This is a genomic window from Erythrobacter sp. SN6-5, from assembly GCF_057364945.1.
The window spans coordinates 313,448-338,709 of the sequence record NZ_CP200282.1; the positions used below are offsets into that span (position 1 = coordinate 313,448).

General features: G+C 58.2%; 28 protein-coding genes and 1 tRNA gene. 13 read left to right on the top strand and 16 right to left on the bottom strand.

Annotated features, from left to right (window positions below):
* Positions 1 to 5: 5 nt before the first annotated feature.
* The 6 genes from AC0V6Z_RS01480 to AC0V6Z_RS01505 all read left to right on the top strand — a co-directional run bounded on the left by AC0V6Z_RS01480 (position 6) and on the right by AC0V6Z_RS01505 (position 6,574).
* Positions 6 to 1,514: a flavin-containing monooxygenase gene (locus AC0V6Z_RS01480; protein ID WP_472639654.1), complete on the top strand. Its 1,509-nt coding sequence runs from the start codon at positions 6 to 8 to the stop codon at positions 1,512 to 1,514.
* Between the two features lie 61 nt (positions 1,515 to 1,575).
* Positions 1,576 to 2,337 carry a competence/damage-inducible protein A gene (locus tag AC0V6Z_RS01485; protein WP_472639655.1) on the top strand — a complete coding sequence of 254 codons (762 nt, stop codon included), beginning with the start codon at positions 1,576 to 1,578 and terminating at the stop codon, positions 2,335 to 2,337.
* Between the two features lie 222 nt (positions 2,338 to 2,559).
* Complete coding sequence (locus tag AC0V6Z_RS01490) at positions 2,560 to 4,338, top strand: FAD-dependent oxidoreductase (protein ID WP_472639656.1); 1,779 nt, start codon at positions 2,560 to 2,562, stop codon at positions 4,336 to 4,338.
* Between the two features lie 7 nt (positions 4,339 to 4,345).
* A complete protein-coding gene (locus AC0V6Z_RS01495; protein WP_472639657.1) occupies positions 4,346 to 4,570 on the top strand; it encodes a GMC oxidoreductase in 225 nt (74 codons plus the stop codon).
* Between the two features lie 247 nt (positions 4,571 to 4,817).
* Entirely contained in the window at positions 4,818 to 5,636 is an 819-nt protein-coding gene (locus AC0V6Z_RS01500; protein WP_472639658.1) for a polysaccharide deacetylase family protein, read from the top strand.
* Entirely contained in the window at positions 5,636 to 6,574 is a 939-nt protein-coding gene (locus tag AC0V6Z_RS01505) for a GNAT family N-acetyltransferase (protein ID WP_472639659.1), read from the top strand. Before AC0V6Z_RS01500 ends, AC0V6Z_RS01505 begins: the two co-directional genes overlap by 1 nt.
* 162 nt (positions 6,575 to 6,736) lie before the next feature.
* Here AC0V6Z_RS01505 and rplA read toward each other — a convergent pair whose 3' ends face one another.
* The 6 genes from rplA to secE all read right to left on the bottom strand — a co-directional run bounded on the left by rplA (position 6,737) and on the right by secE (position 9,955).
* Entirely contained in the window at positions 6,737 to 7,432 is a 696-nt protein-coding gene (gene rplA, locus AC0V6Z_RS01510; protein ID WP_472639660.1) for a 50S ribosomal protein L1, read from the bottom strand.
* Between the two features lie 2 nt (positions 7,433 to 7,434).
* The gene (rplK, locus tag AC0V6Z_RS01515; RefSeq protein ID WP_472639661.1) at positions 7,435 to 7,866 is read right to left on the bottom strand and encodes a 50S ribosomal protein L11; all 432 of its coding nucleotides are present in this window, start codon (positions 7,864 to 7,866) and stop codon (positions 7,435 to 7,437) included.
* A 209-nt stretch (positions 7,867 to 8,075) separates the two neighbouring features.
* Entirely contained in the window at positions 8,076 to 8,273 is a 198-nt protein-coding gene (locus AC0V6Z_RS01520; protein WP_472639662.1) for a hypothetical protein, read from the bottom strand.
* Positions 8,274 to 8,287: 14 nt separating this feature from the next.
* Entirely contained in the window at positions 8,288 to 9,133 is an 846-nt protein-coding gene (locus AC0V6Z_RS01525) for a GH12 family glycosyl hydrolase domain-containing protein (RefSeq protein WP_472639663.1), read from the bottom strand.
* 5 nt (positions 9,134 to 9,138) lie between these two features.
* Complete coding sequence (gene nusG, locus AC0V6Z_RS01530) at positions 9,139 to 9,675, bottom strand: transcription termination/antitermination protein NusG (RefSeq protein WP_472639664.1); 537 nt, start codon at positions 9,673 to 9,675, stop codon at positions 9,139 to 9,141.
* Between the two features lie 70 nt (positions 9,676 to 9,745).
* Positions 9,746 to 9,955, bottom strand: coding sequence for a preprotein translocase subunit SecE (gene secE / locus AC0V6Z_RS01535; protein WP_472639665.1), 210 nt, complete (start codon positions 9,953 to 9,955; stop codon positions 9,746 to 9,748).
* Between the two features lie 323 nt (positions 9,956 to 10,278).
* Here secE and AC0V6Z_RS01540 point away from each other — a divergent pair, with 323 nt between their 5' ends.
* Positions 10,279 to 11,811 (top strand): alanine/glycine:cation symporter family protein, encoded by a 1,533-nt coding sequence (locus AC0V6Z_RS01540; protein ID WP_472639666.1) that lies wholly within the window; start codon positions 10,279 to 10,281, stop codon positions 11,809 to 11,811.
* Positions 11,812 to 12,382: 571 nt separating this feature from the next.
* Here AC0V6Z_RS01540 and AC0V6Z_RS01545 read toward each other — a convergent pair.
* A tRNA-Trp gene (locus AC0V6Z_RS01545) sits at positions 12,383 to 12,458 on the bottom strand.
* Positions 12,459 to 12,561: 103 nt separating this feature from the next.
* Here AC0V6Z_RS01545 and aat point away from each other — a divergent pair.
* Positions 12,562 to 13,293, top strand: a complete 732-nt coding sequence (gene aat / locus AC0V6Z_RS01550) for a leucyl/phenylalanyl-tRNA--protein transferase (protein WP_472639667.1) — start codon at positions 12,562 to 12,564, stop codon at positions 13,291 to 13,293.
* Here aat and AC0V6Z_RS01555 read toward each other — a convergent pair.
* The 4 genes from AC0V6Z_RS01555 to AC0V6Z_RS01570 all read right to left on the bottom strand — a co-directional run bounded on the left by AC0V6Z_RS01555 (position 13,242) and on the right by AC0V6Z_RS01570 (position 15,350).
* The gene (locus AC0V6Z_RS01555; protein WP_472639668.1) at positions 13,242 to 13,565 is read right to left on the bottom strand and encodes a DUF2155 domain-containing protein; all 324 of its coding nucleotides are present in this window, start codon (positions 13,563 to 13,565) and stop codon (positions 13,242 to 13,244) included. The genes aat and AC0V6Z_RS01555 overlap by 52 nt on opposite strands.
* A 167-nt stretch (positions 13,566 to 13,732) precedes the next feature.
* Positions 13,733 to 14,158, bottom strand: coding sequence for an NADH:ubiquinone oxidoreductase subunit NDUFA12 (locus AC0V6Z_RS01560; RefSeq protein WP_472639669.1), 426 nt, complete (start codon positions 14,156 to 14,158; stop codon positions 13,733 to 13,735).
* Positions 14,159 to 14,255: 97 nt separating this feature from the next.
* Positions 14,256 to 14,753 (bottom strand): DUF192 domain-containing protein, encoded by a 498-nt coding sequence (locus AC0V6Z_RS01565; RefSeq protein ID WP_472639670.1) that lies wholly within the window; start codon positions 14,751 to 14,753, stop codon positions 14,256 to 14,258.
* Between the two features lie 30 nt (positions 14,754 to 14,783).
* Entirely contained in the window at positions 14,784 to 15,350 is a 567-nt protein-coding gene (locus AC0V6Z_RS01570) for a regulatory protein RecX (RefSeq protein WP_472639671.1), read from the bottom strand.
* Between the two features lie 236 nt (positions 15,351 to 15,586).
* On the opposite strand from AC0V6Z_RS01570, the gene AC0V6Z_RS01575 reads away from it, so the two are divergent.
* Positions 15,587 to 17,320 carry a fatty acyl-AMP ligase gene (locus AC0V6Z_RS01575; protein ID WP_472639672.1) on the top strand — a complete coding sequence of 578 codons (1,734 nt, stop codon included), beginning with the start codon at positions 15,587 to 15,589 and terminating at the stop codon, positions 17,318 to 17,320.
* Positions 17,321 to 17,384: 64 nt separating this feature from the next.
* Here the strand turns inward: AC0V6Z_RS01575 and AC0V6Z_RS01580 are convergent, their stop codons facing one another.
* Both AC0V6Z_RS01580 and AC0V6Z_RS01585 read right to left on the bottom strand, forming a co-directional pair.
* A complete protein-coding gene (locus AC0V6Z_RS01580) occupies positions 17,385 to 17,792 on the bottom strand; it encodes a hypothetical protein (protein WP_472639673.1) in 408 nt (135 codons plus the stop codon).
* A 142-nt stretch (positions 17,793 to 17,934) separates the two neighbouring features.
* Complete coding sequence (locus AC0V6Z_RS01585) at positions 17,935 to 19,020, bottom strand: TIGR00341 family protein (protein ID WP_472639674.1); 1,086 nt, start codon at positions 19,018 to 19,020, stop codon at positions 17,935 to 17,937.
* Positions 19,021 to 19,281: 261 nt separating this feature from the next.
* Between AC0V6Z_RS01585 and AC0V6Z_RS01590 the strand changes: the two genes are divergently transcribed.
* Genes AC0V6Z_RS01590 through AC0V6Z_RS01600 form a run of 3 tightly spaced genes read left to right on the top strand, consistent with a single transcriptional unit; the run spans position 19,282 to position 21,550 of the window.
* Positions 19,282 to 20,493 carry a toxic anion resistance protein gene (locus AC0V6Z_RS01590; protein ID WP_472639675.1) on the top strand — a complete coding sequence of 404 codons (1,212 nt, stop codon included), beginning with the start codon at positions 19,282 to 19,284 and terminating at the stop codon, positions 20,491 to 20,493.
* A gap of 8 nt (positions 20,494 to 20,501) precedes the next feature.
* Positions 20,502 to 21,251 (top strand): hypothetical protein, encoded by a 750-nt coding sequence (locus AC0V6Z_RS01595; RefSeq protein WP_472639676.1) that lies wholly within the window; start codon positions 20,502 to 20,504, stop codon positions 21,249 to 21,251.
* On the top strand, positions 21,248 to 21,550 hold the full coding sequence (locus AC0V6Z_RS01600) for a polyhydroxyalkanoic acid system family protein (RefSeq protein ID WP_472639677.1): 303 nt from the start codon (positions 21,248 to 21,250) through the stop codon (positions 21,548 to 21,550). Before AC0V6Z_RS01595 ends, AC0V6Z_RS01600 begins: the two co-directional genes overlap by 4 nt.
* A gap of 38 nt (positions 21,551 to 21,588) precedes the next feature.
* Here AC0V6Z_RS01600 and AC0V6Z_RS01605 read toward each other — a convergent pair whose 3' ends face one another.
* The 3 genes from AC0V6Z_RS01605 to AC0V6Z_RS01615 all read right to left on the bottom strand — a co-directional run bounded on the left by AC0V6Z_RS01605 (position 21,589) and on the right by AC0V6Z_RS01615 (position 24,319).
* A complete protein-coding gene (locus AC0V6Z_RS01605) occupies positions 21,589 to 22,329 on the bottom strand; it encodes a class I mannose-6-phosphate isomerase (protein WP_472639678.1) in 741 nt (246 codons plus the stop codon).
* A 159-nt stretch (positions 22,330 to 22,488) separates the two neighbouring features.
* Entirely contained in the window at positions 22,489 to 23,532 is a 1,044-nt protein-coding gene (locus AC0V6Z_RS01610) for a mannose-1-phosphate guanylyltransferase (protein WP_472639679.1), read from the bottom strand.
* Between the two features lie 106 nt (positions 23,533 to 23,638).
* Positions 23,639 to 24,319, bottom strand: coding sequence for a hypothetical protein (locus tag AC0V6Z_RS01615; protein ID WP_472639680.1), 681 nt, complete (start codon positions 24,317 to 24,319; stop codon positions 23,639 to 23,641).
* Positions 24,320 to 24,431: 112 nt separating this feature from the next.
* Between AC0V6Z_RS01615 and AC0V6Z_RS01620 the strand changes: the two genes are divergently transcribed.
* On the top strand, positions 24,432 to 25,253 hold the full coding sequence (locus AC0V6Z_RS01620) for an MASE1 domain-containing protein (RefSeq protein ID WP_472639681.1): 822 nt from the start codon (positions 24,432 to 24,434) through the stop codon (positions 25,251 to 25,253).
* Positions 25,254 to 25,262: the final 9 nt, after the last annotated feature.

Here is a 25,262-nt window from a genome sequence, read left to right on the forward strand (position 1 = left end):
AGACGATGCTGGCCACTGCACCAGAGGTTGATGTTCTAATTGTTGGAGCCGGAATTTCCGGCATCGGCATGGCTGCGCACATGGAAATGAAATCGCCGCATCATTCCTATGCGATCGTCGAACAGCGCGACAATTTGGGCGGGACTTGGGATCTGTTCCGCTATCCCGGCATCCGGTCAGACAGCGATATGCACACGCTGGGTTTTGATTTTGAGCCTTGGCGTCACGAGAAAAGCATCGCTGATGCACCGTCCATCCTCGAATACCTCAACAAAATCGCCGATGAGCGCGGCATTCGCCAGCATATCCGCTTTGGTCACAAAGTGATCTCAGCCGATTTCCGCGATGACGAGGCCCGCTGGCATGTCGAAATGGAGTTGGGTGATGGCACCCGCACTCGCATCACCGCAAACTTCCTTTACCTCGGCTCTGGCTATTACGACTATGATGAGCCGTTCGACCCCGGGTTCGATCTGGGCGAATTTGAGGGCACGGTGCTGCACCCGCAATTCTGGCCAGAGGATTTGGACTACACCGGTAAGCGCGTGGTCGTAATCGGCTCCGGCGCGACAGCGGTAACGATCGTGCCTTCGATGGCAGACAAAGCCGCCAAGGTTACGATGCTCCAAAGAACACCCACCTGGATGTTCTCGCATCCTGCGAAAGATAGAATCGCCAATTTCCTACACAAGGTGCTGCCAGAAAAGCTCGCCTATAAGATCACCCGGTTCAAAAATATCTGGATGCAGGACTACGCGTTCAAAACAGCGCGCGACAAACCGCAAAAGGTCAAGGACAACCTCTACAAACGGATCGAGAAGGCGCTCGGCAAGCACTACGACAAGGCCGCCTTCACCCCGCCCTACAACCCGTGGGAACAGCGCCTGTGCCTGGTGCCCGATGCCGATCTGTTCGAGGCTATGAAAGCTGGCAAAGCTGAGATTGTCACTGGGCATATCGCAAAATTCGAGAAAGGCGGCGTGCGGCTGAAATCCGGGGAGCTGATTGAGGCCGACATTGTCGTGACGGCAACCGGATTGAAGCTCGCTGTCGCAGGCAAGATCGCGCTTAGCCAGAACGGCACCCCAACGGATCTCAGCCAGCGCTTTTATTACAAAGGCTGCATGTTCTCTAATCTGCCCAACCTTGCTGTGGTTTTCGGTTATCTAAACGCCAGCTGGACCCTGAGGGCGGATATCAATTCAGATTACATCTGCAGGCTGCTCAATCACATGCGCGAGACCGGCACAACCATTGCCACCCCCACCCTCACCCAAGAGGCGGAAGCGGGCTTGGAAGAGGATGATATTTTCGATTTCTCCAGCGGCTATATTCAGCGCGGCAAGCACATCATGCCAAAGAACGCGGTCGATTACCCGTGGCGGCTCAATCAGGAATATGTGCTCGACCGGAAACGGATGGCGAGCGACCCTCTGGACGATGGTTGGCTGAATTTCAGCAACACTAGAGAAGAAACAGGTGCATCAGGCGGTGAACTTCAAGCGGCGGATTAGGCACACACGCAAGAGCGCAAACGCTTGAGGTCAAAGCAAGACTCACCTAGGCCGTTCGCCCATGACCACATCGGATAAAATCTGGACTGCGGGCCTCGTCATTATCGGTGATGAGATCCTTTCCGGCCGCACCCAAGACAAGAACATTGCGCAGGTCGCATCCTGGCTGCAGGTGCAAGGCATCCGTCTGGCAGAGGTGCGGGTGGTGCCCGATGTCGAGGACAAGATTGTCGAGGCGGTCAACGCTCTGCGCGCTGACAATGACTATCTGTTCACCACCGGCGGGATAGGTCCAACGCATGACGACATCACAGTCGATGCCGTTTCCAAGGCGCTCGGCGTGCCCGTCGTGATCAATGAAGAGGCACGGGCATTGTTGACCCGCTATTATGAAGACAAAGGCGGGATCAACGAAGGCCGTCTGCGCATGGCCCGCGTGCCTGACGGCGCTGAGCTGATCCCCAATCGCATGTCCGGCGCACCCGGTATCCGGCGCGGCAATGTGATCTTGATGGCCGGTGTCCCGCATATCGCGGCAGGCATGCTAGATGCACTCACTGGCAAGCTAGAAGGCGGCGCGCCGCTTATCACAGAGACCGTCGGCTGCTGGATCGCGGAAAGCGAAGTTGCCAAACTGCTGGCCGAAATCGAACAGGCCCATGAAGGATGCCAGATCGGCTCCTACCCGTTCTTTCGTGAAGGCAAAGTGGGCGCCAATTTTGTGCTGCGCTCAACCGACTCAGAAACACTGAAATCATGCGTCGATGCGCTGTGCGATGGGCTAGCAGCAAGCGGCTATAATTTCACTCCGGGCGGCATTTAACCAGAAATCGGCAAAGATTGGCGCGTCCTTACAAGGAATCGCCGTTATTTCTATTTCGGACAAAAGCAAATTGCGTCATCTTCTCTTTGTCTAATCAAAGGGGAGATTGTGAGATGCCCAACCCATCACCTTCCGTCATTACCGCACTTTCCCCCAGTAATGTGCGGCCCTTGGGAAAGACTGCTGAAGGCCATCCGGTTGTTCGCGTTGAAGCGGGGCCAGATGGCGAACGCGCAGACTACATCATTGCAGACAGCCGGCGCGGTTGCGCTCGAAGGCGAAGCGATCAACCGGGCTGAGGCCAATTCCATCCAGGTGGATGACAATCTGATCGAAGTCGTGGCTCAGCGCCGCGCAAGCTTTGAACATGCCTATGTTGAGGCCTTGTTTGGCGGCCCACCGCCCAGCGGCACGATTGAGGACATCGTCAACAATGCGATGCGCTGGATCGCGATCCTGCCTGACAGCACGCGAGTGGACGTGAAGCGCGGCCTGTTCCTGTTGGAGCTGTGGCTGCGGCGCAGCTTCACCGAACTCTCAATCGCGGAACGCCAGCAGCGCCTGACGGACAAGATTGCCGAGGCTGATTTTGGAATCATCCGCTCGCTTGGGCGGCTAAGGACGGTGTTCTACTCCGCCTATTATCAGCAGCCCGGCAGCTGGAACGGCATCGGTTTCGTCCCCCCGCAATCGCGCGCCAATGCAAAGCCATTTGCAGACACCGATGATCTCACCTGCAGCGATCTAGCCGATACCGAAAACTGCGATTGGCTGGTGATTGGCTCTGGCGCGGGTGGAGCAGCCGCTGCCGCCGCGCTTGCAGCCAAAGGCGACAGTGTTTTGATCATTGAAAAGGGCGATTATTGGTCGACGGCGGAGATCCGCCATAGAGACGCAGAGCAATATGCTGGCATGTATATTGGCGGCGGCTTGATGACCTCCAGCAATCGCGAGATTGCGATCCTTCAGGCCGAGTGCATTGGCGGATCATCTCTGGTCAATAACGGGATTTGTTTCCGCCCCGACCAGGCCAATCCGCACCCACGCACGCAGGATGTGATCCAGCATTGGAAAGACGAATATGGCGTCGATGTGAACGCTGGCGGCAAGCTGACCGCAGCGTTTGACCATTTGTGGACTCGGCTCGGCATTGCAGAAATCCCCGAGGAAATATCAGGACCAAACGGCGCGCATCTACGCACTGCTTGGAATGCATTTAAAGCTCAGGGGCACGGCCGCGCGGACGATGCCAATGTCGAGGCCACTCGGTTTGAGAAGAACTATGGCCATGGTTCGCGCAAATGCTGGGGCTGCGGCTACTGCAATTCCGGCTGCGCCTATGATCGCAAGAGTTCGGTTGTCCAAACCCTGCTGAAAGACGCCCTAGCAAACGGTGCGCGGATTGCGGAAAACACCGCCGCCTTTCGCATCAATATTGGCTGGAACCTGCACAACAAGCCGGTGAAATCGGTTGAAGCGCGCCAAAACGGCCGCCATGTACGCATTCGCCCGGCCAAGGGTGCAATTATAGCGGCGGGCACTGGCGCGTCCTCGGCCCTGATGGAACGGTTCAATTTTGCCGATATTGGCGAGCAGATTGCCTGCAATCTGGCCTGCCCGGTGATCGCAAAAATGCCTCATCCGGTGAACAGTTGGGACGGCGTGCAGATGGGCACTTATGTCGACCGCGGCGATCACCTGATCGAAAGCTGGTTCCACCCGCCCGCCACTTTCTCTGCCTCAATGGGCGGATGGTTCGGTGAATACGTCCGCCGGATGGAATCCTATTCGAACCTCGTTTGTCTCGGCATCCTGATGCCTGTCAGCGATATGGGCGAGGTAAAAGGCGGACAGTTCAGGGTCAAATTGAAACGCAAGCACCGCGAGCAATTGCGCGGATTTGTGATCGATACCGTAAAGATGCACTTCGTGCGGCGGAGCAGAGGAGGTTTACCTACCCACCTCCAGCAATGTCACCGTTCGGCCAGGCGACGATATTGAGGCTCTGGTGGAACAGCACCTCAAAGACGGACACGACTTCATCGTCAGCACGTCCCACCCGCAAGGGGGCAATGTGATGGGTTCAAACCCCAACCGATCTGTGGTGGGCGCAGACTTGAAGGTGCATGGCACCGGCAACCTCTATGTCGCTGACGCGAGCGTGTTCCCATCTTCGATTCGGATCAACGCGCAAATGTTCACCATGGCGATGGCGCATTCTGTCTTTGCGTGAAGGGCCACCTTTGCATGACGGGATTGCGGCATGGGTCGCTCAAACGACCCTTTAACCCTTTTTCGTTATTCCGCAGGCGCGATGACGCAGGCCTTTATCACAATTGATACCGAGTATTCCGCCGGGCTGTTCACCGGCGTGAGTAAGGCGGAGCGGGAAAGCAATTTTGCGCGTTCCATCGCCTGCATTACGCCCGATGGGCTAAGCCGGGATCACGCACAAGCTTGCCAAGTTTGCCGAGCACAATTTGAAGGCTGTGTTTTTCGTCGATCCTATGCCTGCCATGATCTGGGGCATTGCCGCGATCGAAGATATTGTCGGACCAATCATCGAAGCCGGTCAGGATGTTCAACTGCATTGCCATACCGAATGGCTGGAATTGGCCGGTTCTGCCGCTGTCCTGAAAGACCGCACGGGCGGCAATATCAAGGACTTCACATTCGAAGAACAATGCCAGCTGCTCGAATATGCACGCGATGTGCTAATCGCGGCAGGGGCACCCAAACCGGTCGCTTTTAGAGTCAGCAATTATGGCGCGAACAATGACACATTGCGAGCGTTGGCCGCCATCGGAGTGCGCTATGACAGCAGCCATTGCCCCGCTCTGGTGGCAGGCGGCGCGTGCGAGATTGCGTTGACCGAACGCGACCGCTCGCCAATGCTGTATGAAGGGATCATCGAAGTACCTGTGGGCGCAATTGCGACCATCACCGGCGGTCTGCGCCACGCTCAGATAACCGCGCTTTCACTCGGCGAAATGACTGCGGCATTGCGCTATGCGCGCAGCACCGATCAACCCAGTTTTACGCTGGTGACACACAGTTTTGAGCTGGTCAATCGCACCAAGATGACGCTGAACCGGGTTGTGAACACGCGGTTTGAAGGGCTGTGTGAGGCGCTCGCGGAAATGGAGGGCGTCACTACCAGCAATTACCGGGACACCCCGCCGCTTCATGGCTCCGCCGCAAACCCGCTGCCGTCCAACCCGCTGCCCGCAAACCCGCTGCGCACTGGCTGGCGCATGGCAGAGCAGTTCGCATCAAACACGTTCTACGGCGCGCTTTGATGACAGGCGCAAGCACCTCTATTGACTTCACAGTCGGTTCGCGGCGCTTGCTGTCCATCGGCCGGGCGCTGTCGACCTGGGCCTTCACCTTGCAAGATGTGCTGGCAGCAGACGATGCGCCTTTAAGTGCGGCGAAGTCTGGGCCGGACGGACTGCGCATACTATCCGCACCGCAATCCGCTGTGGCCGCGATTCAGGCGCAATTCCCGCAGTATCTGATCGGCGGACGGCAGGATTATCAGCGCCACTATATCGATATGCGACCGGCGGTTTGTCCGAGTTATGAAGATTATCTCGCCCGCTTTTCCGGCAAGACTCGCTCCACCCTGCGGCGTAAACAGCGCAAGCTGGCGAGTGAGGCAGGCGAGGGCTTTGCCATTACAGAGCACCGGACGCCAGACGAAGTCGCCGCGTTTTTCGATGCGGCGCTGCCATTGTCGGCCAAGACCTATCAGGCGCGCCTGCTTGACGCTGGCCTGCCGGAAACGCCGGAGGCAAGGACCAAGCTGCTCACCAAGGCAGAAGCAGGCGAAATGCGCTGTTATCTGCTGCATGCTGGCCCCAAAAGTGCCAGTAAGCCGATCGCCTATCTGTCTCTGCCGGTAATCGGCGACACGCTTGTCTATGCACATCTAGGCTATGACCCGGAATGGTCGCGGTTCTCGCCAGGCACAGTGTTGCAGATGGAAGCGCTAGAACGCCTGTTTGCGGAAGCGCGCTTTGCCTATTTCGATTTCACGGAAGGCGACGGCGCGCATAAAGCCATGTTTGGTAGCGATAGCATAGACTGCGCTAGCTTCGTGATGCTGAAACCAAGCGTTGCCAATCGCACATTGCTCAGCGCTCGCGCCGGATTTGATGGTTTGGTTGCAGGGACCAAAAGCGTCGCAGGACGCTCAGGGGCATTGAGCAAATTTCGCGGCTTGCTCAGGGCCTAGATACAAAAAGGGCCGGAAGCTTCTGCTCCCAGCCCCTTCTATCAGTATGAACCAATTGGTTCCGGAGGAACCGCAAGGCCGACTGGCCGCCCGAAGCGATGCGACCGCAAGGTCGCATGAGCGAGGAAGCGAGAGCGCGGATGCACACTCGCCCCAAGTCAATTACGCGCCTTCGATCTCAGCGAAGTCGATCTTAACACCTGGGCCCATGGTCGAGGTCAGAGTGACCTTCTTCACATATTTGCCCTTTGCGCCCGATGGCTTGGCTTTGACAATCGCTTGTGTCAGCGCTTCAAAGTTTGCCTTCAGCGCATCGTCAGAGAACGACAGCTTGCCGATGCCGGTGTGGACAATGCCCATCTTCTCAACGCGGAACTCAACCTGGCCGCCCTTGGCGTCCTTAACGGCTTGCTCAACGTTTGGAGTGACCGTGCCCAGCTTCGGGTTTGGCATCAGGCCTTTTGGACCCAGAACCTTACCGAGGCGGCCAACAACGCCCATCATGTCCGGGGTCGCGATGATCCGGTCATAGTCGAGATTGCCAGCCTGCATGTCTTCCATGAGGTCTTCCGCGCCAACCTTGTCAGCGCCAGCGGCAGTGGCCTTGTCCGCGTTGTCACCGCGCGCAAACACAGCAACTTTCACATCTTTACCGGTGCCTGATGGCAGCGAGACCATGCCGCGAACCATTTGGTCAGCGTGGCGTGGGTCAACACCCAGATTCATTGCAATCTCTACAGTCTCGTCGAACTTCTTCGACGCATGCTCGCGCAGGGTCTTGATCGCATCGTCAACGCCGTAGAGTTTTTCTGAATCGAGCTCAGCACGCAGTTTTTGATTTTTGGTAAGCTTCACCATGATCAGCCCTCCACCACTTCGAGGCCCATCGAACGAGCAGAGCCCGCGATGATCTTCACAGCCTGGTCAATATCGTTCGCATTGAGGTCTTTCATTTTCGCCTCAGCGATTTCCTTCAGCGCGCTGGTCTTGATCGATCCAGCAACAACCTTGCCCGGCTCGCCAGAGCCTTTCTTCAACTTCGCGGCCTTCTTGATCAGGTACGATGTCGGCGGGGTTTTGGTGGTGAAGGTGAACGAGCGATCCGCATAAACCGTAATGGTCGTCGGGATCGGGGCATTCTTCTCAAGGTCCTGTGTCGCGGCGTTAAACGCCTTACAGAATTCCATGATGTTAACGCCGCGCTGGCCCAATGCTGGGCCGATTGGCGGTGATGGGTTTGCTGTACCAGCTGGAACTTGCAGCTTGATATAGCCTTCGATTTTCTTGGCCACGCAGGGCCTCCTTTCACACTGTCAGATGCGCGTTTCAGCTCACCTGCATGTTAAGCGGTCAAACAGCCCATTTGCATGAGCCTCCCGCACGAGATTTCCGTCAGCAATGCACAATGCTCTGCCGACGAAGCAGCGCGCATAACGCGGCACGGATAAAAAGCAAGCAAATTTACGGCCAGACGCGGTCTATAAACCAGCTTGCGAACGGCTTAGCTTGTCCCGCGCCGACGCGCTAGCTCCGCGCGCGGCGTTTTCATGCCCTTGGTCCGGCTGGTGAGGTGATATTTCCGGCATAGCTCACAGCGATAGGCACGCAGCTTAAACGGTGCCGCCTCGGCGGCCGCCTCAGCCTCATGGGCAGAGGCAAACCGCGTCTTCTTGCGGCAGATGGAAAGCTTGGTCTTCATAAAGCAGCCTTAGCCTAAGGCGTGGTTGTGACCTCGAAGTCATCTACCCAGGCCACGCCTTCGCCATCCATAATCTCTGTGCCCACTTCGATATCTGCAACATAGAACTGTTGAAGTCCGAGATCTTTGAATAGCGGGTCGCTAAGCAAGCTTGCCGCGTCAAATCGCATTTCGAATGACGGTTCTTCGGCTTTGATCGCCAAATAAATCCATTGGTTATCGTTTACGCCGGACGCGTCGCCCCAGTTTCGATCAAGCCAAACTGACCATTTCTGACCGCCATCCTCGATTACGCCGATGCGCTCACCAGCCGGATCCATCTGCCCTTTGGTCGCATAGGTCCAAAACATGATTTCGGCGCGGATGATCGCACGGTTTTGCTCATCACCGATCTCGGGACTGTCGACCAGCCACATGGTCGTCGCGATATTGTAATTGCCGTTTGAAACGACACGCAGCCTATGCGCAATTTCGAGCTTTTGCGTATCGGCCAGAGCCAATGGGAAACGATCGTCAATCTTGGGCAGCGGATCCCAAGGCGAAGAACCAATCTTTACCTGGGGCTGAGCGAAGATGTCGCTGCTGGAGTCCGGCCACCGCCAATACCAGCCATAGGTCGGATTATCGGCGTTGCCGCCTTCGACAATGCATTGGCGCCAATCGAAACCGCCTGCTGCGCCCTTGTTCCAGACATTGTTGTAATAGATCGCGCCGCCATGTTCGACGGATGCATAGTCAGCGCAATTGAGCTCGGTAAACTCAGGCAGATCGATAGGAATTGGCTCTTCAGCACAACCAAGCAAAGCCAACACACCGAGGAGCGGTGCGGCCTTTGCCAATCGATGCAAACGTGAACGCAAGGCGCCTACTTGACCAGTTCAACCTGTTCAAAGTCGAGTTCGACAGGAGTCGCCCGGCCAAAGATCGATACCGATACCTTGACCTTCGCCTTGTCGAAGTCGAGCTCTTCGACCACGCCATTGAAGCTGGCAAATGGCCCGTCGAGCACTTTGACGCTGTCGCCAATCTCGTAATCGACATTGACTTGCTGCTTGGGTGCAGCCTTCGCCTCTTCGACCCCGCCGAAATAGCGCGCGGCCTCTTTTTCGCTGATCGGTTGCGGCTTGTTGTTGTTGCCGAGAAAACCGGTGACCTTCGGGGTGTTTTTGACGAGGTGATAAATGTCGTCATTCATCCGCAGCTTCGCCAGAACATAGCCCGGCATAAACTTACGCTCGACCTGGACCTTCTTGCCGCGTTTCACTTCGGTGATGGTCTCGGTCGGCACTTCGACTTCCTCGACGCCTTCGGACAAGCCAAGCCGCTCAGCCTCAGAGATGATCGCCTCTTTGACCTTGTTTTCGAAGCCCGAATAAGCGTGGATGATGTACCAGCGAGCCATGATTAATCCCTAGAAAGTCGAAAATGAACCGGTGAGCCGAGCGGGAGGTGATCCTCGCCGCACGGTCAAATTATGCGAGTGTGAGAAGCCAGCTGACGATCCCGCTGAAGACAGAATCGACGGCAAGGAAGAACAACGACAAGATCACCATCATGATAAAGACGAAGATCGCGGTGCGGATCGTCTCTTCACGCGTCGGCCACACAACCTTGCTGGTCTCAGACCGAACCTGGTTCATGAACTCAGCGGGTGATGTTCTGCTCTTTTTCTCTTCGGCCATAATGCTAAGCCTTATCGTCCTTGAATACTCTCGCGGGTCTTTCCGCCATAGACTTTCAGGTAGGGTTCTACGCCGCCCCGAACAAGGTCCGGGAGGGGCTGGTCTGATTATCAATGTCTGAAAGACGGCTGCGTGCTTACTCGCGAGCCGCAGCAATAGCAAGCGCTCTCGCTCGCGAAATCCGAATTTGGAGGCTGCTCATAAGAGGAAAGTTAAAATGCTAGCCAAGGCGCAGGCACGGCTCTAGCGTGCGTCGCTTCATGCCCCTGGGATCACCGTGGGCGCTCGCTACAAATACAATTCCTTTGGGGGATCGCCGAATCATGGCAGCAACAGACACCGGATCTATGAGTTTGATTGATCGCGTCACCAATGTTTCAGACTTCATCTGGGGCGGCACGTGGAACGGCGAGCAGGTACTGCAGATCGCGGGTCAGCCAGTTCCGCCGATGACGATCATTTTGCTGGGCATTGGCCTATACATCATGTTCGGCCTGCGGTTCTTCCCAATCCGCCAATTGGGCAGTTCTTTCAAAGGGCTGTTCAAAAGCCGCAAGGGCGAAGGCGAGGGGGAGATCTCTCCATTTGCCGCACTGTCCACTGCGCTATCTGGCCAAGTCGGCACGGGTAACCTCGCCGGTGTCGCAACCGCCATCGCACTCGGCGGACCGGGCGCGATTTTCTGGATGTGGGTGACCGCGCTGATTGGTATGGCGCTGGCATTTGCTGAGGGCTCGCTCGCGATCCGATACCGCGAAAAGACCAGCGACGGCGTCTATCGCGGCGGCCCGATGAGCTACATTATGATGGGGCTCGGGCCAAAATACACCTGGCTCGCAATCTTCTTCTGTCTCGGAACTTTGTTCTCCGCACTTGTGACCGGCAATTCGATTCAGGCCAATGCGGTCGCGGATGGCCTCAACGAGCTGTTTGGCATTGAAGAAGCCATTGGCGGCGCGATTGTCGCCATCGCGGTGTTCATCGTGATCATCGGCGGGATTAAGTCCATCGGCGGCGTCGCGGAGAAGATCATTCCGTTCATGGCGGGTGCCTATATCATCATGGCAATCATCGCGCTGATCCTGAACATTGCAGACATTCCAGCGACCTTTGGCCTGATCTTCCACGGCGCGTTTAACCCGCAGGCGGCAACCGGCGGCTTTGCTGGCGCAGCGATCATGCTGGCGATCAGAGCCGGCGTTGCGCGCGGGCTGTTCTCTAACGAGGCAGGTCAGGGTTCGACCCCAATCGCTCACGCGGTGGCGCAAACCAATGATCCGCAGCAGCAAGGCCGCATGGCTATGCTGGGCACCTTCATTGATACGATTGTGATCTGCACCATGACCGCGCTGGTGATCCTGACGGTTCAAGGCGACTTCACTGGCGACGGTATTGCGGTGGCACATGCATGGAATTCGGACCTCGAGGGCTTTGCCATGACGTCCGGCGCATTCGCCGCAGCCTTCCCGATCGAGATCGCAAGCATTCCAATCGGAACGCTGATCGCATCGACGGCGCTGATCCTGTTTGTGTTCACCACACTGCTCACGTGGAGCTATTACGGCGAACGCGCGATCACCTTCATCTACGACCGTATCCCGGGCTCGACCCGGGGCGGCGAGAAGGTCTTGCACATGATCTGGCGCGTCCTGTGGTGCGTTGTGATCTACCTTGGCAGCACGCTCGACCTGACTTTGGTCTGGCGTCTCGGCGATATCTCAAACGCGGCCATGGCATTGCCGAACCTCTTGGCTCTGGTCTTACTATCGGGCGTGGTGTTCAAGCTCGCCCAAGGCGATAAGACAGCGGGCAAGGACTATCGGGCCGACACACCGGAAGAGCCTGAAGAGTACTAAGGCTGAGGTCGGCTCAACCAGCCGAGCCTCATCCCTTCACCAAAACCATTAAGGGCCGGTCTGCCAGGTACAGACCGGCCCTTTTTAGGGTATGAGACATGAGAAGCTATCGGACCGCGTCAAAGCGGCCCGTGGTTCAGCGTTTGAAAAACAAACGAACGAAGCGTTCGCCTGCGCCAGGTTCATCACAGTCCATCGGACGGATGGGGCCATGCTTTTTCCGCCGCAGCAGCTCATCAGTGTGTGGTCTAGGGCTAGACCAGCGATCTCGCTTGCTGCCGGTTGGGCTGATTACACCTGACAGACGCCTTTCCATGAATAGCTCCATGCTGCTGGCCTACCGAGATGGTCATCGCGCCGGGCCGGGGTTTCGTATGGCTCAAAGTCGTTCGCAAGGAACGACCGTTCAACTACGGTGTACCCCCAATTGACCCGCCAATAATTGTCGGAACGCGACAATCTCTCCGGCGGGCCAGTTTTCAGTGGCGCATGGGTCGCCGCCCAGCCAATCGGCACGCGCCCAAGCACAGCGCGCTCGAGTCGCTGGCGCTGTTTTTCGAATGTGGGAAAATGGCAGGGGCACAGAGACTCGAACTCTGGACCTTCGGTTTTGGAGACCGACGCTCTACCAACTGAGCTACGCCCCTGCATGGGCGGGCTGCGCATTAGATCAGCAAATCGCGATAGGCAACACAAGATCAACATACTTATGGTGAGGGCGCATCTCATCCTGCTATAGGCAGATGCGATATGCACTCGCCCTTCCCCTCGCCAATCCCGCCCGACATGCTGTTGCTCGCCTATCAAAGCGGCATTTTCCCGATGGCGGACCGGCGCGATGATCCTGATGTCTTTTGGGTCGAGCCGCGTGAGCGGGCGATTGTTCCGCTTGAGACCTTCCGCATGTCGAAATCACTACGCAAGACCGTGCGGCAGGATCGCTTCGCCGTCACGCTCAACCGCGATTTCTCCACCGTGATGCAGGCCTGCGCCGCGCCGCGTCCGGGCCATCCGGAGAGCTGGATCAGCGAGCGGATCATTGCCAGCTACAAAGAGCTTCACGCGCATGGATCGGCACATTCCATCGAATGCTGGATCACGCCAGAACAGGAGGATGGCAGCGCGCCAGTGCTCGCCGGCGGACTCTATGGTGTGTCGTTCGACCGGGTGTTCTGCGGGGAAAGCATGTTTTCGCGCGCGGACAATGCCAGCAAGGTCGCGCTGACGTGGCTGGTCGCACTGCTGAGGCACGCGGGATATGAGTTGCTCGACTGCCAGTTCATGACCGATCATCTCGCGTCTTTGGGTGCGGTCGAAATGCCTCAAGCAGACTATCTGGAACTGGTTCAGAAAGCCCGCGAAGCGCCGCCTCGGCTCAGTCTAAACCAAGCATTTAGAGAATTTGCCGATCCCGGCGCTCATTCCCCAGGTCACTCTTCTCCAGGAAAGGCCATCGCGCAATCTTTGACCCAGACGTCATAGACCGGGTGCTCAACCACATTCAGGCTTGGCGAGTTCTTAAACAGCCAGCCGGAAAAGACCGTTTCAAAATCATCTGATCCGCGCTCTTGCACCAGCACCTGGACAAAGGCGCCAGTTTCCTGAGGCATTTCCCATGGCGCGGTACGTTCGCACGCCTGAAGCCGGATCACGACCGGGCCAGAACGGCGGGTCTCACCCGGCTTGATCTCAAAATCCTGGCTGACATTGTTGCGCTTGTTCAGCAGACCAATGGTCGCCACCCGTTCGGTCATCGGGGTTGCACCCTCAACCTCTTCCACGTCGATTTCGGAAACTTCCGAGCCTTCTAAGCCTTCTGGTACTTCGGTGGCGCGGGCGGCTTACTCCGCTTCAGGAGTACCGCTTTCGCACGCAGCCAAGGCCAGCGCCAATACGGGAATGAAAGCCGCGCGCATCAGGCTCACCCCTCCGGGGTCCACGCCTCGTAATCTCCAACTGCGCGGGCGCGTTTGCCGCCCTTTTCCAGTGCGCCTTGCGGACGGTAAGCTTGCGCCGTGCCGGTCGCATTCGGAATGTAATCCGCTTCCCAGATCTTTGCCGGGGGCAGGTTACTCTCTGGTACATCATCGAACGAGCCATGCAGCCAGCCATGCCATTCTGAGGGCACTCGGCTGGAATCGTTGGCGCCGTCGTAGATCACCCAGCGCCGCTCACGACTGATATTGGAGCCATTTGGCTTATCGCCCGCACGCGGATTCTTGGCCTGGCGATAATATTTATTGCCCTGCGCATCGGTGCCAACATGCTCACCATTGCGGCCCGACCACAGAAGCGTACCGATGGTGGCGCCGTCCCACCAAGTGAAGATTTTTCCGAATAATCCCATGGGCGAAGCGATTAGTATGATTCGGTGCGGGCTTCAAGCGCCAGAACACGCGGATTTGGGCATTCTCGCACCCGCCGCGCGTCAGCAGGAGCGAAGGTTACTCAGGCAGCTTGTAAGTCACGAGGTCTCCGGGCTTGATGCCCAGTTCTTCTGACAGGCCCGCACGCACTTCAAACACCGCGCTGGCGATCCCTTTCGAAGGCACCGATTCGAGCGAATAGGGCACGGTGTTGGCGGCAATATTGCTGATCCGGCCATCAGTCCCGATAAAGATGATATCCAGCGAGAGCGGTGTGTTCTTCATCCAAAAGCTGCGCTGCTCCGGCGGGTAAGAGGGAAACAGCATTGCTTCATCATCGGCAAGCTCGGTACGGAACATCAGTCCGCGAGCCTGCTCTTGCGGGGTGATGGCAAGCTCTGTGTTGAACACATGCGTACCCGCCGCGCCTTCGATGGTGACGTCGATCACCTGCAAGGTTGAAACCGGATGATAGCGCGGTGCCTCTTGGGTCACCACGGTCGTATCAGCGCCACTGCTGGCCGATTGACTGCCCGCCGCCTCGGGCACAGCCTCTGCCGAGCGAGCATGCGGCAAGCATGGCTGCCAAAATAAGCGATGCAGACTTCACCACGGTCCCCCGCCCGTGCGGCCAAATTCCCCGCTCTCGCTGTCCTCGTCCTGCGCCTCGGCTAACCATTGTTCTATCTCTTCCTCGTTCTCAGCGCTCACAATAAAGCGCGCGGCGGCAAAGTCATGCCCGCCTCTTAGCATCGCTGCAATCTGCTTTTCGCGCAGCTTGGGGTCCATGTCTTTCTGGCAAAACGGGCCAAAGCGGCGTTTCTTTGCGAGCAATATCGCCGCATGTCTGGCTGCCGCCTCGCTGGGGGTCTGATCGCTGCGCACGCCCTCTTCAATACCAGCCGCATAGAGCGCTTGATCCACCCTCCTAGCGCCAAGGCCGCGCGCCATCATGTCGCGGCTCTTCGCCTTGGCATAGGCCGCATCATCGACATAACCCAGCTCGATCAGGCGCTCAACAATTGCGCGCACATCAAGCCGGGGCTGAGCGCCGTCGTCATCATCATCGGCCCCCGCGACCCCGCGTTCGCGAATTTTGCGCGCCAGATAGGCCTCAAGTTTGGCCCCGCTGGTCGCAAAACGAGCGACATAGGAAAGTGCTAAATCACGCAAGGAAGTTTCATCGAGCGGGCGGCGGCGACGGCTCGCTCGGTCGTTTCTTGCGCCATGTTTTGCGCGACTCGCCGAGAAGGGTTTGGTATCTTTTGAAACCATCTTGCCTTATTGGTGCCACACTCGTTATCAAATAGCTAAGTGTGGAGCGTGTTGGATTAGATGTCCAGCGCGCAACGCAGACGGGATTTGGCGTGCTATGCCGCGCTGTAACTGACGGGTTTCGCTAGAAAATTATGACCGACGCCGCATTGACGCCGACGCCGAATGATTGCGAATTGCCGCGCATCAGAGCGCAGTTTGAGACGTTCAACGACGCGATTGACTACGCTGCGAAGAGCCAAAAGGGCCTCAACTTCCATGATATGCGTGGACAATTAGAGCGCGTTTACCCCTATTCTGAGCTTCGCGAAGACGCCCTTGTTATGGCTCGCCGCCTCACCGCGAGCGGGATTGGCAAGGAAGATCGCATCGCCCTGATCGCGGAAACCGGACCGGAATTTGCCGCGCTGTTTTGTGCCTGCGTCTATGTTGGCGCGTGGCCCGTGCCTCTACCGCTACCAACCAGCTTTGGCGGCAAGGAAAGCTTCATCGATCAGCTTGCGGTGCAATTGAACAGCTCCGATCCAAAGATCCTGATCTATCCAGAAGAAATCGCTGAAATGGCGAGCGCTGCGGCGACACGCCAAGGTTGCCCCAGTGAAAGCTGGCAGGATTTCGTGAAACGCGAGGCGCCCGAATGCGAGCTGCCGAAAGCTGATCCGGAAGACATCTGCTATTTGCAATATTCCTCTGGCTCGACGCGCTTCCCCACCGGGGTTGCGGTGACCCACCGGGCTCTGCTGCATAATCTTTACGGCCATTCAACCAGCATGCAACTCGGCGAGAACGAACGCTGCGTCAGCTGGCTGCCGTGGTATCACGATATGGGTCTGGTCGGATGCTTCCTGTCTCTGATCGCCAATCAGGTTTCCGGCGATTATCTTAAACCAGACGCCTTCGCCCGCCGTCCGCTGGCATGGCTCGACGTGATCAGCCGCAATCCTGGCAGCACGCTCTCTTACTCACCGACCTTTGGCTATGACATTTGCGCGCGCCGCATTTCCAGCCAGAGCAATGTCGCGGAACGTTTTGACCTGTCGCGCTGGCGCGTCGCGGGCAACGGTGCAGATATGATCCGCCCGGACGTCATGCAAAGCTTCGTCAACGCCTTTGCAGACGCTGGCTTTAAAGCGAGCGCCTTTACCCCCTCATACGGCCTGGCCGAGGCGGTTCTGGCGGTAACTGTGATGCCGCCTGGCGAAGGCATTCGGGTTGAGCTGGTCGAGGAAGAGCGCCTGTCCGGCACGCCGCGCGACATCTCACGCCCGGCCCGCTACCGCGCGATCGTCAATTGCGGCAAAACCCTGCCCGATATGGAAGTCGAAATTCGCGGCGAAGACGGCCATGCGCGCGGCGACCATCAAATCGGCAAAGTCTGGTGCCGCGGCCCCAGCGTGATGCATTCTTACTTCCGCAATGAAGAAGCGACCGAGGATTGCCTGATCGATGGCTGGCTCGATACCGGCGATATGGGATATTTGGCCGACGGCTATCTGTTCATTGTCGGCCGCGCCAAGGACATGATCATCATCAACGGCAAGAACCACTGGCCGCAGGATATTGAATGGGCGGTCGAGCAATTGCCCGGCTTCAACCACGGCGACATCGCCGCGTTCTCGATCGAAACCGACAATGGCGAAGAAGCGCCCGCTGTGCTGGTCCATTGCCGCGTCTCCGACCCGGCGGAGCGCATTCACCTGCGCGAACAGATCGCTGACAAGGTTCGCTCTGTCACGGGGATGAGCTGCGTCGTGGAATTGGTGCCGCCGCGCACTTTGCCGCGCACCTCCTCTGGCAAGCTAAGCCGGGCCAAGGCGAAGAAGCTCTACCTGTCAGGCGAGATTGTCCCGCTGGAGCTGGCGGCTTAAGTCTATTAAGTTTGAGCAATCGCTCAAACCTGCTGAGCCACCCGCTCCATACTCGATAACAAACCTATTCAGACAGATCAGCCCAGCGCGCGCGCACTGTTCCAGAGCTCGCCTCGACGCGGGCCTGCAAGCCGTTTTCCGCCATCAGCTCGGCGGCACGGGCGGCATTTTCTGCATTGCCCGAAATCACCACAGGCACATCGAGCCTTTGCCCGGCCCAAGCCGTAACGAGCAGCGAAGTCATGCCTGCGGCTGTTGGCTCGCCCTCTTCAAATTCGATTGTTTCCGGCAGGCGCCCCATTGGTGGGAGCAGTTCGATAGTCCATTCTGGCTCAGTCGCAGCAATCCGTTCCTCCAGCGTGCGATAGGCGGACAAGGACGCACCATCGAGCCGCTTAGAACGCACCATCGCCTTGCGCCGCGTGCGATCAACCAGGACGTCCTCAACCGGAACGCCTGCGATCAGCGCCAATCGCTGAGCCAGGTTTTCCGCGCGCGCTGTCGCGGCGGCCTCTTCATTGGCGCGGGTGGCGGAAATTTCGGCCTCTTCAGCTGCGCTGGCGCTGGTTCCGACCTGGTATTGCGTCAGGGTCAGTTCAACCGGACGCCCCAGCTCAGCTCATCAATGCACGTTCAACATCCGTTTCCGCATCCGCGCGCAGTCGCGGCGTCAGGACGGTGGCATTCACACCCAGCCCTTCTCCGCCAAATTCAATCTCCATTTCGCTCAGGCGAGAGCGATCATCAAAGGTCTCAACGATCTCGCTGCGGACAATCCGCTGAGCATTCGCCTCCCACGCGATTTGGCTAAGCGACAGGCCCAAAGGCACGGCGAGCGCGATAAAGACCACCGCCACCATCAGATTTTGAAAATAGGTTTGCCGCTGGCTGAGCGCATGGCGGAAGCCATAGAGGCGCGCCATCGCCCAGGCGACCAGCGCAATCGTGATAAGGTTGGTGACATACAGCAACAGCGCGCCGGAGAAGACCGTCCAGTTCGAGGTCGCCAGGCCAAAGCCGACCACCGCAAGCGGCGGCATCAAGGCGGTCGCAATCGCAACGCCCACAATCGTGCCCTCGCGCCCGCGGATCATCGCATAGGCACCCGCCAGCGCCGAAAACAGCGCGACCATCAGATCAAACAAGTTGGGCCGGGTGCGCGCTGCGATCTCTGGCGTAATCGTCTGGATCGGCGAGAAAAACACGATCAGCGCGCATAGAGCGACCGCCATCACACTGCCCCAGGCCAGGCTGCGCGCGGATTGTTTCAACCACTGATAATCGCCAATCGCCAGGGCAAAGCCGAGGCCCATAATTGGCCCCATCAACGGTGACAGCAACATCGCACCGATCACCACCGCTGGTGAGGACAGCAGCAGGCCGAGGATCGCGATCCCGCCGCTCATCGCGGTCATAAACAGATAGCGCTCTGAAAGGGCGCAATCCTCGCGCCGCTTCTCAATCACGCTCGATTGCTGGACGGTCCCCACAACATCTTCGAGCCACCATCTCCGCCAGCTGAACAGGACACGCGAAAAGCTCGATTTTGAAGGGGTCGGATCGGGGTGGCCGGTCGCCTTGGAGGCCGCAGACGTACCCGCAGCCGATGACGCCGCCGCCATGGCCGAGCCTTGCCCCGTATTGCGCGCGGTGTCCTGATCCTCGCTCAAATCCGCCCTGCGATCCCCATCATTCTGCATGATTATGTCCGTGTCTTTCTATGCTCACCCCTATGCGGTTACGCGTAAAATCCCGCAAACAAAAGCATGCTCGCGAATGCCCGGCTGTCACGCCTGGGCCAGCGCACGCTTTTGAATGGACGCATGCCCAGCGATAAGGCACTATCTTGAATAGTGTGTCTTAGATTACTAATACAGTAAGAGAGATGCAGCCAGTTCAAGCCGCTGCCACCAGCATATAGGCTGGCGTAAGCCACGACTTCAGGGAGTTGAAGAAGCCCGATGAATACGACGGAAACCACCACCAAGACGGTCACCGATTTTGAATTGAGCCCGCCAGATCCCGTGCCAGCGGTTGCGCCGGAAAAGGCCGCAGGGCTGGTCCCGGTGGACGAGGAAAAGAAGTCCAAGCTCGATGAGAAGGTCGATGGCTTTGTGACGGAACTCGTTGCGGAGGACGCCAATTCACCAGCCTTTGGTGAAAAGGTCGATCAGATCACGCGCATGGGACAGGAGCAAATCCGCGCCGCTGCCGCAATGTCCAACCGCTTCCTCGATCGCCCAGTGCGCTCAATGGACGGTGACGGCACAGTTGGCGCCGATCTGGCGGAGCTGCGCCGCACGGTCGAAGACCTCGATCCCGGCCGCAAGGGTAAGCTGCTGGCGCCGCGCAAGCTGTTTGGCATAATCCCGTTCGGTAACAAGTTGCAGAACTATTTTGACAGCTACACCTCTTCTCAGGGGCACATTCAGGCCATCCTGGAGCGGTTGTCCTCTGGCAAGAAAGAACTGCACGAGGACAATGCAGCGATTGATGTCGAGCGCCAGAAACTATGGGCGGCGATGGGTGAGCTGGAGCAGATGATCCACATCGCCAAGAAGCTCGATGCCAAGCTTGAGGCGAAAGCCGATGAGCTGGATGCGACCGATCCCGCCAAGGCAAAAGCTCTGCGCGAGAGCGCGCTGTTCTATGTCCGCCAGCGCACGCAGGATCTGCTGACGCAAATGGCAGTCAGCGTTCAAGGCTATCTCAGCCTTGATCTGGTGAAGAAAAACAATGTCGAGCTGGTCAAGGGCGTGGACCGCGCCAGCACCACGACCGTGGGCGCATTGCGCACGGCGGTGACGGTGGCTCAGGCGATGACGAACCAGCGGCTTGTGCTGGGCCAGATCACCGCGCTCAACCAGACCACAAGCGACATTATCGATTCCACCAGCACGCTGCTGCGCGAGCAGACCGGCCAAATCCACGAGCAGGCAGCCTCCAGCACCATTCCACTGGAAACGCTGCAGCGCGCGTTCCAGAACATCTATGACACGATGGACGAGGTCGACGAGTTCAAGGTGAAGGCGCTCGCCAGCATGAAACAAACCGTCACCGTGCTGACCGATGAGGTTGAGAAGTCGAAAGGCTATATCGCCCGCGCGGAAGGACAAGCGCAGGCTGAGGCCAAGGTCTCCTCTGAGCCGTCATTGCTGGCGCTGGAGAGCTAAGGCTGGCGATGCAAGACACCACCACACAATCGGATCAGATCCTGAGCGCTGCGGGCAAGAGCCTGCAGGTGCAGCGCGAAGGCGGCACGCACCGGCCCGGCGATTCCATCGGCAAGGGCTCGGCGGGTGCCAAACGCAAGAATTGGCTGAAGCGAGCAAAATACTTCGCTGGCGCCATCCTGACGATCTTGGTCACGGCATCAATCGCTGGCGTGGTTCTGGATGGCATCGGCTTCACCGGCGTTATGATGGTCGCACTCGCGGCGATGGCGGCGGCCTTCGTTTTCGGAAATTATCCCAAGATCAAAATTCCCAAACGCACTGAGCTGAAGCAGGGCGAACCGAAACAAATGGTCGCCCGCACAGAGCTGTGGCTGGAGGCTCAGCGCCCCGCCCTGCCCGCACCGGCGGTGAAGCTGGTCGATGAGCTTGGCGTGCAATTGGATGCCCTCGGGCTGCAACTGGAAACAGTCGATCAATCCCACCCCAGCGTCGCCGAAGTGCGCGAGCTGGTGGGTGAATATATCCCTGAGACAATCGACAATTACCGCAAGATCCCGGAGCATTTGCGCAGCGAAGATCACGTCGGCAAATCGGCTGATGATCGTCTGGCTGATAGCCTTGGCAAGATCAGCGGTGAGCTGGACCGTGTCACCCGCCGCCTGGCGGAGGGCGCATTAGACGATCTGGCGATCAAGGACCGTTATCTCGAATACCGCTATGGCGGGGCAGAGGGGCTGGAGGACACACCGAAATGAGAATTGCCCTGCCGCACGAATTGGGGCGCGAGGAGGTTCGCCGCCGCATGCACGAACATGCTGGTGAAATTGGTGGGTTTTTTCCTGAAGGCATGGCCGAGGTTGAAACGTCCTGGCCGCATGAAGACAGAATGGACCTGCAAGTCAGTGTTTTCGGCCAGAGCGTTACCGGCTTTGTAGAAGTGGAAGACACACAGGCGATCATTGAGTTTGAACTGCCGGTAATCTTGAGCATGGCCAAACCGCTAATTGAAAAGGCCGTTCGAAAAGAAGGCGGCAGATTGCTCGAAAAGCACTAGAGCGTATTCCTTCCTCCCATGCAGCAGAGGCGGCGCGCTCAAACCTGTTTGGCGCTAATCAGCAAAGTCACCTTGGCATCGGAAAAGTCGAACAGCCTAAGGCCGCTCGCAACCACACATTCACCGGCTTGGGCGCGCGTATCGTCGCAATCGCCCGCCGCCTGGGCAGACCATCTGACCTCACCTTCGATTGGCAACACCAATATCGGGCCGTCAAAGGCCGCGCTGGTTTCTACATCCGGAACACCCTCAACCCGGTCGACACGGAAATGCGGCGCATCGAACAGGACCTGCCCTCGTTCGGCAATCGTGCCTGCATGCCTGGCCTCATACCTGCCGCAGCTCGCAACAGCCATCGCGCGCTCTAAATGCAGCTCGCGTGGGCGACCGTAATCATACAATCGGAAGGTGGTATCGCTGTTCTGCTGCACCTCGATCAGCTTCAATCCCGGCCCAATTGCATGGACCGTTCCCGCTGGCAGAAAGAACAGATCGCCAGCCTTCGCCTCATACCAGGTCAGCAGGCCTTCAATATCACCGCTGATCGCGGCCTGTTTCATCTGCTCAGACGTGACCGGCTCTTCAAATCCAATTGCCAGCTTCGCACCCGGCTCTGCATCCAGCACCAGCCAGCATTCATCCTTGCCCGCTTCATCGCCCTGGGCATCGTCATCACCGGGGTGCACCTGAACCGACAATTTCTCGCTGGTGAAAAGATATTTGACCAGCAGTTGTTCCAGCTCTGGAGGAGGTTCAAACCAGACCTCACCAACCAGCATCGGCTAAGCCGTCAGGGCCCTTGGTTCGCGCGACCGACCGGCGATCAAACGGCGAGGGTAAATTGGCCCGCCCCCACACCTTCTCAACCCGGCGCGTGGCAAGCTTGCGAGCGAAGTGGCCCGGCTCCATTTCGAAGCGCTTGGTTGCTGGATTAGGGCTCATTGCTCATTTGGTCCTGAGAGCTTGCCCACTTTCTGTGCGCCATCGCGGGTAGTTACCAATACCTCGTCGCCATCGACGATGATGCACACATCCTCAAGCCCAATTGCAGAAATACGCGGTCCATCGCTGATCGCGAGCACGTTTTTGCAATCGGCAAGCTCGCCATTTTCGGGGGCGACATTTCCGCTCTCACCACTTTGCAGTGCATCATGCAGCGCAGCCCAATTGCCAATGTCCGACCAGCCCATATCAGCGGGCACCATGGCGGCCCGCGCGGTGTTTTCCATAACCGCATAATCCACCGACTCGCCGGTGATCGCCGCAAAGGCATCGCTGGAAGGATTGAACCGCGCACCTTCCTCGTCACCATGATCGACAGCACGCCGAACCAGCTCCGCCATATCCGGGCGATGCGCAGTCAATTCATCCAAAAACGCCCCCGCACGAAAGGCAAAAATGCCTCCGTTCCAGCTGTAATCGCCGCTACCGAGATAGGCCCGCGCTGTCTCCAGATCTGGCTTTTCGACAAAGCGCTCAATCACAAAACCACCCGGCAAAGGCTCGCCGCGCCTCAGATAGCCATAGCCCGTTTCAGGGCGATCTGCCGCGATCCCAAAGGAAACCAGGTGGTCGTCCTCCGCCAACTCAGCAGCAGCACTAGCGGCTGCGCAAAAGGCCGCTGTGTCCGCAATGTGATGGTCGCTCGGGCACACCAGCATGATCGCAGTCGGATCAAGCCGCGCCGCAGCCAGCGCAATGGCCGGGGCCGTATTGCGTGCCGCCGGTTCAATGATCAGCTTTGCGGCGCAGGACATGTCCGCCAACTGCCGCTCTATCAGATCCGCATGCGCCTCACCCGCCACAACCATAGGCGCTGCGAACTGCCTGGCATCATTGGTCCGTTCAATCGCCTGCTGAAACAAAGTCGTCTCACCGATCAACGGCAGGAACGGCTTTGGCTTGTCCCGGCGACTAACCGGCCACAGCCGAGTACCCGCGCCGCCGCACAAGATAACAGGATGAATTTTGGCTGAGGTCATAGGGCAGGAGTCATAGCGCGAGAGGGACTAACGATGAGTAACAAGGGTCAGGACCCCAGGATATCAAAACCACCTTTGCCGCCAATAGAACGGCGCTGCAACAGGATTACCATTGGCATCTTGAGTCTAGCCGAAAACCCAGCCTGCCCTCGACCAGCTGGCAAGTGATGCGGTCGGCCTCTGCGTCCGGGCTAGCCCGGTAGATTGAGCAATTGCGGGCACGCCCATCAACCCCAACCGTCACTTTCACGATCACTTCGGTTCCGCGCCGCGCTTTGCGGCCACCCTCTGGAACTGGATAATCGCGCGCATTGTTGATCGATCCGGATATATGGACTGGCTTGCTGACAGCAATGCCCCCCTGCCCGCCGCCGCGATTGCCGCTGCCTGTGCCCAGGCCGCTGCCCGCTGCGCCCGTGCCATCGCCGGTCTCACGAGCGCCAGAATTGACCGCCGTGCCGGTGGAGGAGGCGCGCGGCTGAGGGCGGTCTTGCTTTACCGGCACCTTCGGAGTGGGCGCGGTGACGGGTTTCGGCACGGCCTGACGCCCTGGATCGCCTTGCGCGCCCTCATCAGGTTGCGGCTCATTTTCAGGTGGTGGCGGATCTGGCGGAGCAGTAATCGTTACCGAGAATGTCGAGACGACGCTGCGTTCAACCGATGCCGTCAAGTCAGGCGCAAAGGCACGGGCAAGACCATAGAGCGCGGCCAAATGAGCCAGCACGATGAAAACCAGCAAGGGCCAACGCGGTCGGCGGCCACGCGCCGCATAGTTCGCTTTTGCCATAACCTCCCCCATTGTCCTTTGCGTCTTTAGGTATTTGTCCGCATCTCAACGCGAACGCGGCGGTATGCACTATACGCCATTGTTCAAGGGTTAGCGATGGAGTGCAAGGTTCGTGCACGCAGTAAAACCCATAGAGCTGGCGCGCCTGGCTTGCTTTGCAATAGGTACGATCGACCGCCGAAGCGCGATGGGCGCGGCAATTGGCTTTGTCGTGTTTGCAGCGCTGGCGATCATCAGCCTCGAATTATCGCGTTTCGGCGGCGCTTTGGCCAAGATTTGGCTCCCGAATGCGGTCGCTGTCGCGTTTCTGCTGCGCGCCCGACTGAACAATGAAATCCCATTTTTGGCCGCGATCTTTGTGTCGGGCTTTATTGGCAATCTCAGCCCCGATTTCCCGCTTCATCAGCCGCTTGTGTTTGCCGCAGCCAATATCGTCGACATTGCGATTGTCGTCTCTCTCGTACGGCTAGCGTGCGGGACGCACCCCGACATGACCAACCTGGAGCATCTGGCCAAGATTGTCCTGGTCGGCGGGCTGGTTGGTCCTTTGCTGTCCGCATTCGTCGCAGTGCTAGCGATGGTTCCTGACATGGCGGCCATGGCTGACACGGTGAAGACATGGTTCCTTACCGACAGCCTCGGCATGGTGTTGATCGTTCCGACAGCCTTGCTCCTCTATGACGCCATCCGAAACTATCGACGCCCTGACAATGCGCAGCTAATCGAGCGATCAGTCTTACTGGTAGCTGAGCGCCGGTTGCGCTTTCCTGGTGTTCTACCAACCCAGCTATCCACTGCTGTTTCTGATCCCGCCGATCACTTTGCTGCATGCATTTCGTTTAGGCAGCACGGGTACTGCGATCTTCGTGGTATTGCTGGCGTTTGTCGCCATGGCCATGACCTGGAGCGGACACGGCCCCATTTCAGCGGCTAAGCGCGCCCG